Source organism: Pseudoalteromonas phenolica (assembly GCF_044788725.1).
Classification (GTDB): Bacteria; Pseudomonadota; Gammaproteobacteria; order Enterobacterales; family Alteromonadaceae; genus Pseudoalteromonas; species Pseudoalteromonas phenolica_C.
On the sequence record NZ_CP173161.1, the window covers coordinates 345,751 to 359,456 of the forward strand.

Sequence of the window (13,706 nt, forward strand, 5' to 3'; positions counted from 1 at the left end):
TGCCGCTTATTTTTTGATGTGAAATCAATAAAGCTCGCCAGATAAGGTGGCAATAATACTCCTGCCTCCAGCATAATCTCTGTGTTCACCTAAATACACACCTTGCCAGGTTCCTAACATTAAACGCCCATAACTAATTGGAATTGTAATTTGGCAACCTAGGGTGCTTGATTTAATATGCGCAGGCATATCGTCGTCACCCTCATAATCATGCTTATAATAGGACTGACGCTCAGGTACAAAATGATTAAAGTGGCTTTCCATGTCCATGCGAACCGTAGGGTCAGCATTTTCATTAATAGTTAGACTCGCTGACGTATGCTGCAAAAATAAATGCAACAGCCCAACTTGGTAATTGTGGATCTCAGGAAGCTGTTTAACGATGTCGTCAGTAATTAAGTGAAAGCCGCGAGATTTCGCGGCTAGAGTGAATTTAGCTTGATGCCAACTCATAGTTTATCGAAGCTCACCTCGATATTTGCATTACCGTCAGGCGAGGTAAATGGCATGATTATTTTAGCGCCTTCACATTTGTGCGTGATAGTGTGGCCTGGGCCAGATACGACAATTGGAGTCGCCATGTCGAAATCGTAACCCTTTTCACCGAGTAAGTTTTTCGCGCCGCCTGTCACCATGTTGGTGATCTCACCCACCATATCTGTTACTTCTTCATTAATATTATCAGGACGCTCACCAAGCATACGCTCCATTATCGTGAGCGCTAACTGTTCATCAAAGGTAATTGAAAAAGAGCCCTTTGTTTGCGGACCCACCATACCAATTAAACCCGACACATCGCCCTGTGCAACTTCACCTTTTTTGATTTTTGGTTTGCCCGGAGTCAGTTCTGTCTGAGCCATCGTTGCTAAGACATTTATTAATGATGATAAAAAAGGGTTTATGAACTCTACTTTCATGTGATGTTCCCTTGATTCTTAATTATTCAATTCTAACTTAAGTGTAGTGGCTTAATTTGGTTACCGCACTTAGTCTTTACACTTTTCACACTGACCATGAGCTTCAATAGTTTGATTGCTCACTCTAAAGCCTCGTTCAGACGCTAAGTTATTCAGTTCGTGTGAAATTAAATTTGAGTGTAGCTCATCAACATGACCACACTTATCACAAATTAGTAACTGTACTGGGTGAATATGATCAAAATGATGGCAAAGCATAAATGCATTGGTGCTTTCGATTTTATGAATAAAACCCAGCTCAGCTAAAAAGTCTAAAGCACGATAAATCGTTGCAGGTTTAGCACCCGGCTCAGATACCTTCAGCTCTTCTAACAAATCGTAAGCGCCCACGCCACCTTGTTTAGCTGCCAGTAGGCGAAATACCTTTTCGCGGATAGCGGTAAAACGCGCACCACGGTTATCACAGACTTGTTTTGCTTTATCGACTAATTGTTCAACATTCATACTTTAAAATCCTTACACTGCCAAACAATACTATCACATTCTTTAAAATAGTCTTGTCTTCGTGATGATTTATTCTGATAAAGCAACGGGATGGGGCGGAGCAACTGGAACTGCGCCCAAATCCATTTTTACTTAGGTTAGCGGTTATTGCACAGTCGGTAAATTTTCAGCTTGCCAAGCATTCATATCGCCACTGAGGTGTAATAAATTGAAGCCTTCTTTAGATAATGCTTTTTCAAAAATGCCTGCACGCCTTCCTGAGCGACAATACACCACAAGGGTTTTACCTTTTAATGAATTAAGTAAGTCTTGGTGCTCATCAATTTGATTGAAGGGAATGTTAAGTGCCCCTTTCAGATGCCCAGCAGCAAATTCTTCAGGGCTTCTTACATCGATAATGTGATGAGGAGTCTCGGACATTTGATTAATCAGCAGAGCTTGCTGTGATATTTGTTCTACTTTAGCAAAAGTGAGCGAACTGAATAAAATAAGTGAAACTAGCAGTAATGAGCGCATAATTTTCTCCTGTTTAACGACAGAATAATCATACAGTTAAATTATGAAAAAGGATTAAATATAAAAGCAAAAATTAAACGAAGCTTTTAAAAGGTGGGTTTTAAAGGTAAGCCCAGAGGTTTGTCTGGGCTTAGGTGCGTGATTATTGCTATTTTTTCGCAGGGAAAATACTAATTTCGACGCGTCGATTACAAGTGCGGCCTGCTTTTGTACTGTTGTCACATACAGGAAGTGACTCACCTAACCCCTCAGTGAACAAGCGATTCGCTGCCACTTTTTGACTTTGTAGGTATGCTTTCACTGAGTTTGCTCGTTTTTCAGATAAAGTCTGATTTAATGACTCGCTACCTGAGCTATCGGTATGGCCTTCAATGAGTAACTGAGTGTCAGGGTATTCAACGAGTACTTTGGCAACGCCATCAAGCGTTTTATAAATCGATGAGCTTAATTTATCTGAGCTAGATTCAAAGCCAATACCGTTTTTCATAATAAGTATAAGCTTATCTTCGCCCACTCTTTTTACTTGTACGCCTGAGTTCATCAATTCTTCACGCAGTGCAGCCTCTTGCTTATCAAAGTAGTAGCCAATGCCTGCGCCAACAGCGCCACCCGTTGTGGCACCAATAAGTGCACGTTTGCGTCGATCATCAGCATCTTTACCTGTAGCTAAACCAACAATAGCGCCAGAAACAACGCCGATAATAGCACCTGTTGTCGCTGAATTTGTTTCGCTCTCACCTGTGGTGGCATTCTGACGTTGTGACATTTGACAACCAGAAACCAAAATTAATGCACTTAGTGCTACTGCTAATTTTTTCACGTGATACTCTCGACCTGATCTTGATTTGATAAAAATAAAATTCAAAGAATTAGAAATTAGCTTAAACATAAACTCAGCTTTAAGTTTAAGTAAGCTAACGTGTTGTTATTGCATTGAATATGTAAATGTCGTGAGTATAAGAGATGATTTCTGAATGAAGTTTGAATTAGTGATTTAATTTTGAACTTTTTAGAAAATGGTGGCCCCACCTGGACTCGAACCAGGGACCTAACGATTATGAGTCGTGTGCTCTAACCAACTGAGCTATAGGGCCATTTGAGATTTTTGCTTTTTATATTTCGTCCTGAAGCTGTTTTCCGGTCTCGGAATCAACGCTTAGGGTCGCTTCGCTAATATCCCTTCGCTTCCTCGACGTTTTCTTTTTTCAAAGAAAACCCAACTGAGCTATAGGGCCATTTAGAAGTGCTTGAAATCGAATGGAATCGTAAAAAGCGCAGGCAGTATAAAAATTTTTATAAGGCTTGTCACCACTTAAAGTTGAAAAAATCGACTTATCTTGTTCAATTGCTTAATAAAGAGTCATTTTCAAAAAGATGGGCGCTACGGTTAGTTTGCTAACCGTAGCTGAGCAGTTGTGCAATTAAGGCATCATAACTTCTTTGAGATACTGAAATAGATCCTTATAGCCTTTTGCTGGTTTCTCGGCTTTGGCTTCTTTCGCTGCTTGTCTAACTAGTTGGCGTAGCTTTTGTCTTTCAAGTGCTGGGAACTCTTCAAGCAGCTCATTGATTAAACTGTCACCACTGTTAATTAAATTAGTGCGGGTAGTTTCAATTTTATTGAGCAATACATCAGCCTGATTATTTTTGTTTAGCATCAGTTCGATTGCCGCTTCAATATCCGCAACATTATCCGTTGTACGCAGTGTTTTACTGATGTAGTTGATATGACGACGATACGCTTCTGACTTAGCTCTTATTTTGTCAGCAACCACCATGGCTTCAATAAGGTCATCGCTTAACGGTAGTCTTTCGCGTTGCTTATTACTCATTGCAGCTAGGTCGATGGCCAGCTGTTGGTATTGCTGCGCGTCACGTTTTAGCTCGCTTTTTGAAACGTAAATAATTTCTTCTTCAATAACTTCTGGTTTCTTTTTCTTAGCCATGATGCTGAGTTTCTATAAAAATTTTGCGGATTATAGCAATTATACGCCATAAATGCTGTGCCTTAATAATGCGAAGTCGAATATGTGTGTTAGCATTTAGATATTAAAGATGTTTTTGAGAGCATAAGTATGAAATCTGAGCCGAAAAGTGCGATTTTTACTCAAATAGATGAAGTCAAACAGGCCGTATCAGAGGCATTGGCACACGCAACTAAATTGGGAGCGACGGCTGCAGAAGCGGCGATGTCGAGTACGTCAGGGTTATCTGTAAGCACGCGCATGGGTGAGGTAGAGACCATTGAATTTAACCAAGATGGTGGTCTTGGGATTAGTGTCTATGTGGGTAATCATAAAGGCTCTGCATCTACCGCAGATTTAAGTCCGAAAGCACTGCGCTCTGTGGTCGAAAAAGCCATTGATATTGCTAAATTCACCTCAGATGATCCGTGCAACGGTGTTGCAGATAAAGCGCTCTTAGAGATGTCACCACCCGATTTAGATTTATATCATCCTTGGGAAGTAACCCCAGAGCAGGGGGTTGAGTTTTGTATTGAAGCAGAAAAATCAGCATTAGAATTTGATGAGCGAATTGTAAACTCTGATGGTGCGAGTTTTTCTAGCCATGAAGGTCTGCGAGTCTATGGTAATACTCACGGCTTCTTAGCAGGCTTTCCGCGCACACGTCACAGCTTAAGCACTATGGTGATTGGCCAAGATGGTGAGCAAATGCAGCGAGATCATGCTTATACGTTAAGTCGTGAGCAATCGGGTTTGAAATCGGCTCAGTCAGTAGGCTTAGAAGCGGCAGAATCAACCATTGCCCGTTTGAATAGTAGAAAAATCGCCACCATGAAGACGCCGGTGGTGTTTAGAGCTGACGTTGCTAACAGTTTATTTGGTCATTTAGTGTCGGCCATTGGTGGTGGCGCTTTATATCGTAAATCTAGTTTTTTACTGGACTCTTTAGGTCAGCAAATCTTTAACAGCAAAGTAAACGTGTCAGAGCGTCCTCATTTATTAAAAGGGTTAGCGTCTAGTCCATTTGATAGTGAAGGGGTGAAAACCATTGACCGTGAAATCATTCACGGCGGTGAGTTACAAACTTACTTACTCGCGAGTTACGCAGCAAGAAAAATGGGTATGACAGCCACAGGCCATGCTGGCGGTATTCATAACTGGTTAGTGCAGCAGACGCACGATGATCTAAAGGCTGTTCTTAAGGAAATGGGTACAGGCTTGTTAGTGACAGAATTAATGGGCCAAGGTGTAAACACCGTAACGGGAGATTACTCTCGAGGTGCAGCAGGTTTTTGGGTTGAGCAGGGTGAGATCCAATATCCTGTGAGCGAAATCACCATTGCAGGTAACCTAAAAGATATGTTTATGGGTATGCAAGCCGTTGGCGGAGATATCGAAGCGCGCGGCAGTGTGCAAACAGGCTCGATTTTAATTGAGTCAATGCAGGTTGCTGGCGAATAGAACATTAAGCCTTAATGAAAGCAAAAGCCCGCGTTGTTACGCGGGCTTTTTTGTATCTGGAGCGGGCTAAACTAAGAACCAAGTCGCGGTGCCCAAGAAGGCAAAGATGCCTACAATATCAGTGACTGTGGTGAGTACCACACTACCAGCAAGGGCTGGATCTATATTCATACGCTTTAAGATAATTGGGATGCTGGCACCAGCAATACCGGCTGCGAGTAGGTTCATAAACATGGCAAAGGCAATGACGCCACCAAGGACAAAGTCCCACTGCCATATAGCAACAACACCTGCGATTAAAATTGACCAAAGTACGCCATTCAGTGCACCGATGGCGAGCTCTTTACCAAGTAAAAACTTTTGGTTGGTGTTGTTGATATGGCCAAGGGCAATACCACGAATAACGAGCGTTAAGGTTTGGCTACCAGCTACACCACCCATACTCGGTACAATACCATTGAGAACGGCTAAGATAGGGAGAATATCTAGGGTGCTTTCAAAAAAGCTTGCAACAAATGCGGCAAGTAAAGCAGTTAATAAGTTTATGCCGAGCCAAATTGAGCGGCGTTGGCTACTTTTTAAAACGGGTGCAAAGGTATCTTCTTCATCATCTAGACCCGCCATACTTAACATGCTGTGTTCGGCGTCTTCACGAATAACGTCTACGATGTCATCGATGGTGATACGACCGAGTAGTTGTAAGTTATCATCGACCACAGCCGCTGAAATCCAGTTATGACGCTCGAATAGTTGTGCTACGTCACTTTCATCCATCGAGACCGGAATGGTTTCTTTTTCTTCATCCATTAAGTCTGAGACGACTTTATCTGGAGAGTTTGTTAGTAAAGTGGCAACTGGCAAAGCACCAATAAATTGGTTTTCTTTGTCTACGACATATAAATCATCGGTGCCATCGGGTAATTCACCACGAAGACGAAGATAGCGCAGTACAACATCTAAAGTAACATCAGGGCGGATTGTAACGGTGTCGGTGCTCATTAAGGCACCGGCAGAGCGCTCTTGGTAAGAAAGCGCTTGCGTTGCACGGGCTCGATCTTGCGAGTCCATGGCATCAACAACATCTTGATAGACATCGTCAGGAAGACTACGTAGCACCTCACCTAAGTCATCGTCATCCATATCTTCAGTGGCTGCTGCAATGAGTGCAGGTTCCATCTGATTAATGATGCCGATACGAACGTCTTCAGATAGCTCTTCTAGAACATCACCTTGAATATCAGGATCGACAAGTTGCCAAAGCTGTTTACGTACTTTGTGAGGTGATGACTCAAGTAATAATGCGGTGTCGCAAGGAGGTGTTTCGGCCAGAATACGCCTAACTTGAACAAACTGACCATTGTTTATTGCTTGAGTTACTTGTTGTAATTGTTGCAACGTATAGTCTTGTTCTAAGGCTTCTGGCATAGGCAGTCCGTTTATTGGGTGGTGTGCACCGAGAATAAAGGTTTAGGCAGATATTCTGTTTGCCTAAAAAGAATGCCTTAAGTTTAACGTAATTTTCGCAGAGTTACCAAGTGCTAGGTTACTCATCTTCATGAAATTTTTGTGCAATTAGTTCACCAATCGCAGTTAAGGCGGGCTCGGCATCAGGACCTTCGCAGCAAACTCGTAATTTTTTACCATGACTGCTCTCTAGCATAAGTAGTGCGAGTACGCTATCGCCAGGTGCTTCTTTATCGTCTTGATATAGGGTTATTTGCGCATCAAATTGTTGGGCTAATTGCGCAAGCACTGTCGCTGCTCGCGCATGAAGGCCACATTTATTTTGAATTAGGAAAGTGTCTTCGACTCTATTCATGACTAATCGGTATCTTGTTCACGGTGACGAATTTGTACATTACCATGGGTTTTCGCAAAACTCTCTCCGATAGTCTGTGCTAAATAGACTGAGCGATGCTGTCCGCCTGTACAACCTATCGCAATAGTTAAATAGCTACGGTTATTGCGCTCAAGGTGAGGAAGCCAAGTTTGTACAAAGGTTTGGATCTGCCAAGTAAATTTTTGCACTATGCTGTGGCTAGCAAGGTAATCTTTTACCGGTTGATCTAAACCTGTTAGAGGCTTTAATTCAGGCTCCCAATGCGGGTTAGGTAAAAAGCGTGCATCGAAAACATAATCGGCTTGCTTTGGAATACCATGCTTAAAACCAAAAGATAAGAAGGTGATGATTAACTGTTTATCTTTTTTACCTAGTATTTGCTCGCGAATGGTTTCGGCAAGTTGATGAACACTTAAGTCAGTGGTATCAAGCAATACATCCGCACGTGTAATTAGTACATCGAGTAGTTTCTTTTCTTCTTTGATGGCTAAATCGAGCGGTAAATTGTTTAAAGATAAAGGATGCAGGCGGCGAGTCTCAGAGAAACGTTTGATCAGTGCTTGATCATCGCTGTCTAAATAAAATAGCGTAGGGTTAGCAAAACCAGGTAAGTACTCAAGAATATCGTTAAATTCTTGCTGCTCTTTTGGTAGGTTTCGCACATCTATACTGACGGCTATTTTATCGTAATTGTCAGAGACACTTCTGACGAGAGAAGGGAGTAAATTAACCGGAATATTATCAACACAATAATAACCAAGGTCTTCCAATACCCTTAAGGCAACTGATTTACCTGACCCTGAGCGACCACTAATGATGATCAGTTCCATGGATTCCTCTCTATAAAATTAATCTTGAAGCTCAATTAGTTGATAAAGTTCATTGTCGTTTTGTGCTTGGCGAAGCTGTTTACAAAACTCTTTGTTGTTCAGTTTATCAGCAATTGCGGCTAAGGTCTTTAGATGTTCAGCATTATTACCTTCAGGGACAAGCATTGCCAACATAATATCGACAGGGCGGTTGTCTATTGCGTCAAAATCAATACCGTTTTGATTTGTAACTAGAAGGGCGAAAATAGAGTCGATGCCACTTAGGCGCCCATGAGGTATGGCAATGCCTTTGCCGATACCTGTGCTGCCTAGTTTCTCTCTAGTCAGGAATGCGTCTAAAATCTCGTGGGCGTTGTGCTCAGGAAGGTGTTCGCTTGCTAATTCACTGATGTACTCTAGCGCACGTTTTTTGCTATTAAAAAGGACCGCAGCTTTACTGCAGTCCTTGTTGATAATCGAGCTAAGTTTCATGATTAGTGTCGAGTTAATTTCTCTTTGTGTTTGATAACTTGACGATCGAGTTTATCAACGAGTTTATCAATGGCTGCGTACATATCTGAGTGTTCATCTGAAGCGAAAATTTCACCACCATTTAAGTGAACGGTTGCTTCAGCTTTTTGTACCAGCTTCTCAACATCTAAGATCACGTGAACGTTATTAATGTGATCAAAATGCCTTTCTAGCTTTGCAAACTTCGAGTTTACATAGTCTCTTAATGAATCTGTGATTTCTACGTGACGACCAGTTAAATTTAGTTGCATAAGCATTTTCCTTCTCTTGGTTTACGTCTTAAATCAGACTTTTACGCTGATTTGACGGTGGAATAGAGAGTGACTCGCGGTATTTTGCAATTGTACGGCGTGCCACTTTGATTCCCTGTTCTGCCAATATATCTGCAATTTTGCTATCGCTCAATGGCTTAGCTGTGTTTTCTGCAGCTATTAGCTTTTTGATCAATGCTCTAATCGCTGTGGATGAGCATTCACCTCCGTTTTCAGTGCTAACGTGGCTTGAGAAGAAATATTTCAACTCAAAAATACCACGTGGGGTATGCATGTACTTCTGAGTGGTGACACGAGAAATGGTGGACTCGTGCATCTCAACCATCTCAGCAACATCATTCAAAACCATCGGCTTCATTGCTTCAGGTCCATGTTCAAAGAATGCCTGTTGTTGTTGCACAATGCAATTAGTAACTTTCATTAAAGTGTCATTACGGCTTTCTAAGCTTTTAATAAACCATTTTGCTTCTTGTAAATGAGAACGAATAAATTGACTGTCACTGCTCGATTTAACTGAGCGAGACATCGCTGCGTAATGATCGTTTACTCTTATTTTAGGCATACATTCTGGATTTAGCTCTACAACCCAGCGACCTTTTACTTTCTTAACTGAAACATCTGGAATAACGTACTCTGACTCTTCACGAATAATGCTGGCAGCAGGTTTTGGATTCAGACTATGAATGAGCGTCATCACTTCTTTTAACTCAGGCTCTTTGAGCTTAGTCTTTTTCATGATGGTACGGTAATCGCGATTTGCCAGCAGGTCGATGTGCTCGCTCAGGATCATTTTTGTTTCAGCAATGTATGGTGTATTGGCATCAAATTGGTTGAGCTGAATACATAAGCATTCTTGTAATGAGCGGGCTGCAATACCGACAGGGTCAAATAATTGAATGCGTTTTAGAACGGCTTCAACTTCATCTAACTCAATGAGTTCTTCGTCGTTGCCTTCATTCATACTTTCGACAATGTCTTCAGTGCTGATAGTAAGCAACCCTGCATCATCTACCGCTTCGACTATCGCAACCGCAATGGCTTTATCGGTTGGGCTAAATGGCGTCAGCTCTAACTGCCACATCAGGTATTCATGTAGCGTTTCGGTTGTTTCACCTTGGTAGATGGTTTCGTCTTCAGGCATGGGGCCACTGCTAGAGCTGGGTGCGGCACTCATGTATTCATCCCAAGTAACATCCATAGCAAGCTCATCGCTTACAGTGTCTTTGCTTAGAGCCGCGTCAGAATCAAGCTCGTAATCACTGACAGGTTCATCTCCATGACCATCTTGCGTTGAATCACCAAGTTGTTCGTTCTGCTCAGAATCTTTAGCTGATTTGTCAGATTCGTTACTATCAGGACCAGACTCTTGTTCAGATTCATCAACTTCAAGTAAAGGGTTGCTATCAAGCGCTTCTTGGATCTCTTGTTGTAGATCAAGCGTGCTCAATTGCAGCAAACGAATGGCTTGTTGCAATTGTGGTGTCATGGTTAGTTGCTGCCCCATGCGCAGCTGTAGCGATTGCCTCATGTAATTCTAACAATCCTTTTTGTTATTTGGATAATGTCTTGCTTTAACTATAGACGGAATTGTTCACCTAGGTAGACATCACGCACAGTTTGGTCTGCTAAAACTGATTCAGGGGTGCCTGAAGCGATTAATTCACCATGTGAAACAATGTAAGCTTTTTCACAAACATCAAGGGTTTCTCTTACATTATGATCTGTGATCAAAACACCGATGCCACGATTTTTTAAATGCTCAACAATTTTCTTTATATCTAACACCGAAATGGGATCAACGCCAGCAAAAGGCTCATCAAGGAGGATAAATTTTGGATTTGCGGCTAAAGCGCGAGCAATTTCAACGCGACGACGCTCACCACCCGATAAAGCCATACCTTGACTGTCTCTGATGTGCTGAATATTAAATTCGTCTAGCAGATCGTCAAGCGTTTGCTCTCTTTGTATTTTATTTAGATCTTTACGAGTCTCTAAAATCGCCATTAGATTTTGATAAACCGTTAACTTCCTGAAAATAGAGGACTCTTGCGGCAAGTAACCAATACCCATACGCGCTCGACTGTGCATAGGTAGAAGCGTAATGTCTTCATTGTCTATGGTAACTGAGCCTTTATCACTGGGTACTAAGCCAACAATCATGTAGAAACTAGTGGTTTTACCGGCGCCATTAGGGCCGAGTAGGCCGACAATGCTACCGGCTTCAACACTGAGGCTGACATTCTTTACAACCTGACGGCCTTTGTAGCTTTTAGCTAGGGCAGTTGCTGTTAACACACTCATGGTTATTGACCTTGCTCAGAATTGGACTTTGGTGATTTTTTTTCTGGCACCAATATAGTATGAACACGCTGCTTGTTTTGCTCATTTTGCTCAGCACTGATCAATTGCTTTTCGATGTCGTAAATAATTGCTTCAGCTTTGATAATTTGACCAGCTTGATTTATTTCAGCCTTGCCTTTAATCGTCAATAAACGATTTGCAACATCATATCTGACTTCTTCTGCGCTGGCGCTGAGTACTGTGCCATCAGGTTGTTTTTCGATAAAGCGGGCTGGTTTGCCAGTAGCTACTAGCAGTTGCTTGTTTTCGCCAAGTTCTTCTCGTTGATGAACTTCTAATCGGTCAGCGTAGATCTCTCGATTGCCATGAATGATCTCAACATTTTCTTCAAAAATACCAATATTGGTTTTTAGCTGTGCTTGTTGTTTACCTGCTTTGATAGATACCTGTGAGGCTGGATTAGTCTCCGCTAGGCTAATGTGAGAAAAGCTAAGCAATAATAAAGAAAGTAGTAGTTTATTGGTCATAGTATATGGTTCGCGTATGGTTAATGAGCTCAATAATATCGGTATTGAGGTCGGCATTAAGACCTTGCCCTGTAATGTTTAAATGAGGGCCCACAATTTCAACGGGTAGATCTGAGCGCATAGTGCGCTTGCCTATATCTACTTGAATATGGTCTGCGTTAATTTGGCTGATCATAGCACCTTCTGTGAGGTTAAAGGCCTTTACATTACCTTCTAGGATCAACATGTTATTTTCATATAAAGTGGCTTCGTTGGCGGTCAATTGCCAATTTTGGGGGCCATTAAATAAGGTGAATGTAGGCGCTGTAAAATGGCTAAACCCTAGCTGTTGATAAAGCTCCATTTTATTAGCTTCAACTAGGTAACTACGTTGCCCTGTTTCGGCATACTTGGTTTGCTTTAAATCCGTTGCAACATAATCGGGTGTCGCGATGATGTCTTCTTGTGTGGCGTTCTGCTTTGCTGATTGATTTAAATAGGGTGACCATAACCAATACATGGTTAGTGCAAATACAATCAATAATACGACACGGCTCACCGTCATGCGCTTGTTCCCGATGTACCTAGTGTATGCCCTTGGCAAAGCATAATTAAGTCGGTCAACTCTCTCACGGCACCGAACCCACCAGGAAGCAAAGTGGTATAATGAGAAAGGTTACGAATAATAGGGTGTGCGTCGTTCACGGCGACAGCAAAGCCAACTTGTTCCATAACCGGTAAGTCTGGACCATCATCGCCAATATAAGCAATCTCTGCATCGCTTAAATTGAGATTGGCTTTTAATTCCTCGTAAGCTTGCACCTTATCTTCTTGCCCTTGGTAAATATGCTTAACTGTTAAGCTAGTCATACGCTGCTGAACGATTTGTGAATGGCGACCAGTGATCACGGCAACTTCAACGCCTGAGTTGATGAGTGCTTTTATGCCAAAGCCATCTTTGGTGTTAAAAGCTTTAAGCTCTTCGCCGCTATTCCCTAAGTAAATACGGCCATCAGAAAACACCCCGTCAATATCGCAAATAAGCAGCTTAATTTGTTTTGCTCTAGTCACCACATCTTCATTGATTGGCTGGTATAAATCGGCAAACTGCATTTAAATGACTCCTGCTTTTAATAAGTCTTGCATATTCAGAGCACCAATTGGGCGGTTCGTTTCATCGACCACAATCAGACCGTTAATACGTTTGGTTTCCATGATGTTTAATGCCTCTGCTGCGAGCATATCGGCTTTAGCCGTTGTGCATTTAACAGTCATTGCATCATCAATCTTAGCACTGTGTAAATCGAGTTTTTGTTCGATAATACGACGTAAGTCCCCATCAGTAAAAATACCAGCTAAAATGCCTTGCTTATCGACTATCGCTGTCATGCCTAAGCCTTTGCTAGAAATCTCAAACAGGGCATCTTTAATGAGTTTGCCCGTTTCGATGATCGGCATGTGCTCGCCTTGATGCATTATGTCATCTAAAGTGAGTAATAAACGTCGACCGAGTGAACCACCAGGATGAGAAAGCGCGAAGTCATCAGCGGTAAAACCGCGAGCTTCGAGCAGTGCGACGGCAAGAGCATCACCCATAACGAGTGTCGCCGTTGTGCTTGCTGTTGGTGCTAAACCCAGTGGGCATGCCTCTTTTGACACCGCAATGCACAAATGTATATCAGAAAGGTTAGCCATTGATGAGCTAGGGTTGCCTGTCATGGCAATGGTTTTTGCACCAATACGCTTAATAACTGGAATAATATTAACGACTTCGCTTGTTTCACCTGAATTTGAGATGAGTAATACGACATCATCTTTGGTGATCATACCTAGGTCGCCATGGCTTGCTTCTCCCGGGTGTACAAAAAAGGCGGGTGTACCTGTGCTGGCGAGCGTTGCTGCTATTTTATTGCCGATATGGCCCGATTTACCCATGCCGATAACAATGGTTCGGCCTGAGCAATCAAATATAGTTTGGCAGGCAGCACTGAAATCAGTATTGATATATTGTGCAATCTCTTCAATGGCCTGTTTTTCAATATCAATAACATTTAGTGCGGTTTTGGTAAATTGTTCAGCAGACAT

18 protein-coding genes and 1 tRNA gene are annotated in these 13,706 nt (G+C 42.1%); 1 reads left to right on the forward strand and 18 read right to left on the reverse strand.

Annotation, left to right across the window (positions count from 1 at the left end):
- Window positions 1-24: 24 nt before the first annotated feature.
- From ACH784_RS01620 to yjgA, 7 genes are all read right to left on the reverse strand, one after another.
- A complete protein-coding gene (locus ACH784_RS01620; protein ID WP_404392962.1) occupies window positions 25-453 on the reverse strand; it encodes a secondary thiamine-phosphate synthase enzyme YjbQ in 429 nt (142 codons plus the stop codon).
- On the reverse strand, window positions 450-917 hold the full coding sequence (locus tag ACH784_RS01625; RefSeq protein ID WP_404392964.1) for a chemotaxis protein CheX: 468 nt from the start codon (window positions 915-917) through the stop codon (window positions 450-452). Before ACH784_RS01625 ends, ACH784_RS01620 begins: the two co-directional genes overlap by 4 nt.
- Window positions 918-986: 69 nt before the next feature.
- Window positions 987-1,421 carry a transcriptional repressor gene (locus ACH784_RS01630; protein WP_404392966.1) on the reverse strand — a complete coding sequence of 145 codons (435 nt, stop codon included), beginning with the start codon at window positions 1,419-1,421 and terminating at the stop codon, window positions 987-989.
- A gap of 144 nt (window positions 1,422-1,565) precedes the next feature.
- Complete coding sequence (locus ACH784_RS01635) at window positions 1,566-1,937, reverse strand: rhodanese-like domain-containing protein (protein ID WP_404392968.1); 372 nt, start codon at window positions 1,935-1,937, stop codon at window positions 1,566-1,568.
- Between the two features lie 148 nt (window positions 1,938-2,085).
- Window positions 2,086-2,757 carry an OmpA family protein gene (locus tag ACH784_RS01640; protein ID WP_404392970.1) on the reverse strand — a complete coding sequence of 224 codons (672 nt, stop codon included), beginning with the start codon at window positions 2,755-2,757 and terminating at the stop codon, window positions 2,086-2,088.
- A 197-nt stretch (window positions 2,758-2,954) separates the two neighbouring features.
- Window positions 2,955-3,031 (reverse strand) — tRNA-Ile (locus ACH784_RS01645).
- A gap of 327 nt (window positions 3,032-3,358) precedes the next feature.
- The gene (yjgA, locus tag ACH784_RS01650; protein ID WP_404392972.1) at window positions 3,359-3,883 is read right to left on the reverse strand and encodes a ribosome biogenesis factor YjgA; all 525 of its coding nucleotides are present in this window, start codon (window positions 3,881-3,883) and stop codon (window positions 3,359-3,361) included.
- Window positions 3,884-4,012: 129 nt separating this feature from the next.
- Between yjgA and pmbA the strand changes: the two genes are divergently transcribed.
- Window positions 4,013-5,362, forward strand: a complete 1,350-nt coding sequence (gene pmbA, locus ACH784_RS01655; RefSeq protein WP_404392974.1) for a metalloprotease PmbA — start codon at window positions 4,013-4,015, stop codon at window positions 5,360-5,362.
- A gap of 66 nt (window positions 5,363-5,428) precedes the next feature.
- Here pmbA and mgtE read toward each other — a convergent pair whose 3' ends face one another.
- From mgtE to ACH784_RS01710, 11 genes are all read right to left on the reverse strand, one after another.
- A complete protein-coding gene (gene mgtE / locus ACH784_RS01660) occupies window positions 5,429-6,787 on the reverse strand; it encodes a magnesium transporter (protein WP_404392976.1) in 1,359 nt (452 codons plus the stop codon).
- 118 nt (window positions 6,788-6,905) lie between these two features.
- Window positions 6,906-7,181, reverse strand: coding sequence for an HPr family phosphocarrier protein (locus ACH784_RS01665; RefSeq protein WP_404392978.1), 276 nt, complete (start codon window positions 7,179-7,181; stop codon window positions 6,906-6,908).
- Between the two features lie 2 nt (window positions 7,182-7,183).
- A complete protein-coding gene (rapZ, locus tag ACH784_RS01670; RefSeq protein ID WP_404392980.1) occupies window positions 7,184-8,032 on the reverse strand; it encodes an RNase adapter RapZ in 849 nt (282 codons plus the stop codon).
- Window positions 8,033-8,050: 18 nt separating this feature from the next.
- The gene (gene ptsN / locus ACH784_RS01675; protein WP_404392982.1) at window positions 8,051-8,503 is read right to left on the reverse strand and encodes a PTS IIA-like nitrogen regulatory protein PtsN; all 453 of its coding nucleotides are present in this window, start codon (window positions 8,501-8,503) and stop codon (window positions 8,051-8,053) included.
- A gap of 2 nt (window positions 8,504-8,505) precedes the next feature.
- Entirely contained in the window at window positions 8,506-8,793 is a 288-nt protein-coding gene (gene hpf, locus ACH784_RS01680; RefSeq protein WP_404392984.1) for a ribosome hibernation promoting factor, read from the reverse strand.
- A 28-nt stretch (window positions 8,794-8,821) separates the two neighbouring features.
- Window positions 8,822-10,342, reverse strand: a complete 1,521-nt coding sequence (locus ACH784_RS01685) for an RNA polymerase factor sigma-54 (protein WP_404392986.1) — start codon at window positions 10,340-10,342, stop codon at window positions 8,822-8,824.
- 47 nt (window positions 10,343-10,389) lie between these two features.
- Window positions 10,390-11,115: an LPS export ABC transporter ATP-binding protein gene (gene lptB / locus ACH784_RS01690; protein WP_404392988.1), complete on the reverse strand. Its 726-nt coding sequence runs from the start codon at window positions 11,113-11,115 to the stop codon at window positions 10,390-10,392.
- Window positions 11,116-11,117: 2 nt separating this feature from the next.
- Window positions 11,118-11,642 (reverse strand): lipopolysaccharide transport periplasmic protein LptA, encoded by a 525-nt coding sequence (lptA, locus tag ACH784_RS01695; RefSeq protein WP_404392990.1) that lies wholly within the window; start codon window positions 11,640-11,642, stop codon window positions 11,118-11,120.
- Window positions 11,632-12,186, reverse strand: coding sequence for an LPS export ABC transporter periplasmic protein LptC (gene lptC / locus ACH784_RS01700; RefSeq protein ID WP_404392992.1), 555 nt, complete (start codon window positions 12,184-12,186; stop codon window positions 11,632-11,634). Before lptC ends, lptA begins: the two co-directional genes overlap by 11 nt.
- Entirely contained in the window at window positions 12,183-12,734 is a 552-nt protein-coding gene (gene kdsC / locus ACH784_RS01705) for a 3-deoxy-manno-octulosonate-8-phosphatase KdsC (protein ID WP_404392994.1), read from the reverse strand. The genes lptC and kdsC overlap by 4 nt, the downstream gene beginning before the upstream one ends.
- Window positions 12,735-13,706, reverse strand: coding sequence for a KpsF/GutQ family sugar-phosphate isomerase (locus ACH784_RS01710; protein WP_404392996.1), 972 nt, complete (start codon window positions 13,704-13,706; stop codon window positions 12,735-12,737).

Bases quoted from the DNA above. Each gene is read 5' to 3' on its own strand.
- ACH784_RS01620 (WP_404392962.1), bottom strand. From the start codon at position 453: ATGAGTTGGCATCAAGCTAAATTCACTCTAGCCGCGAAATCTCGCGGC.
- ACH784_RS01625 (WP_404392964.1), bottom strand. From the start codon at position 917: ATGAAAGTAGAGTTCATAAACCCTTTTTTATCATCATTAATAAATGTC.
- ACH784_RS01630 (WP_404392966.1), bottom strand. From the start codon at position 1,421: ATGAATGTTGAACAATTAGTCGATAAAGCAAAACAAGTCTGTGATAAC.
- ACH784_RS01635 (WP_404392968.1), bottom strand. From the start codon at position 1,937: ATGCGCTCATTACTGCTAGTTTCACTTATTTTATTCAGTTCGCTCACT.
- yjgA (WP_404392972.1), bottom strand. From the start codon at position 3,883: ATGGCTAAGAAAAAGAAACCAGAAGTTATTGAAGAAGAAATTATTTAC.
- pmbA (WP_404392974.1), top strand. From the start codon at position 4,013: ATGAAATCTGAGCCGAAAAGTGCGATTTTTACTCAAATAGATGAAGTC.
- mgtE (WP_404392976.1), bottom strand. From the start codon at position 6,787: ATGCCAGAAGCCTTAGAACAAGACTATACGTTGCAACAATTACAACAA.
- ACH784_RS01665 (WP_404392978.1), bottom strand. From the start codon at position 7,181: ATGAATAGAGTCGAAGACACTTTCCTAATTCAAAATAAATGTGGCCTT.
- rapZ (WP_404392980.1), bottom strand. From the start codon at position 8,032: ATGGAACTGATCATCATTAGTGGTCGCTCAGGGTCAGGTAAATCAGTT.
- ptsN (WP_404392982.1), bottom strand. From the start codon at position 8,503: ATGAAACTTAGCTCGATTATCAACAAGGACTGCAGTAAAGCTGCGGTC.
- hpf (WP_404392984.1), bottom strand. From the start codon at position 8,793: ATGCAACTAAATTTAACTGGTCGTCACGTAGAAATCACAGATTCATTA.
- ACH784_RS01685 (WP_404392986.1), bottom strand. From the start codon at position 10,342: ATGAGGCAATCGCTACAGCTGCGCATGGGGCAGCAACTAACCATGACA.
- lptB (WP_404392988.1), bottom strand. From the start codon at position 11,115: ATGAGTGTGTTAACAGCAACTGCCCTAGCTAAAAGCTACAAAGGCCGT.
- lptA (WP_404392990.1), bottom strand. From the start codon at position 11,642: ATGACCAATAAACTACTACTTTCTTTATTATTGCTTAGCTTTTCTCAC.
- lptC (WP_404392992.1), bottom strand. From the start codon at position 12,186: ATGACGGTGAGCCGTGTCGTATTATTGATTGTATTTGCACTAACCATG.
- kdsC (WP_404392994.1), bottom strand. From the start codon at position 12,734: ATGCAGTTTGCCGATTTATACCAGCCAATCAATGAAGATGTGGTGACT.
- ACH784_RS01710 (WP_404392996.1), bottom strand. From the start codon at position 13,706: ATGTCTGCTGAACAATTTACCAAAACCGCACTAAATGTTATTGATATT.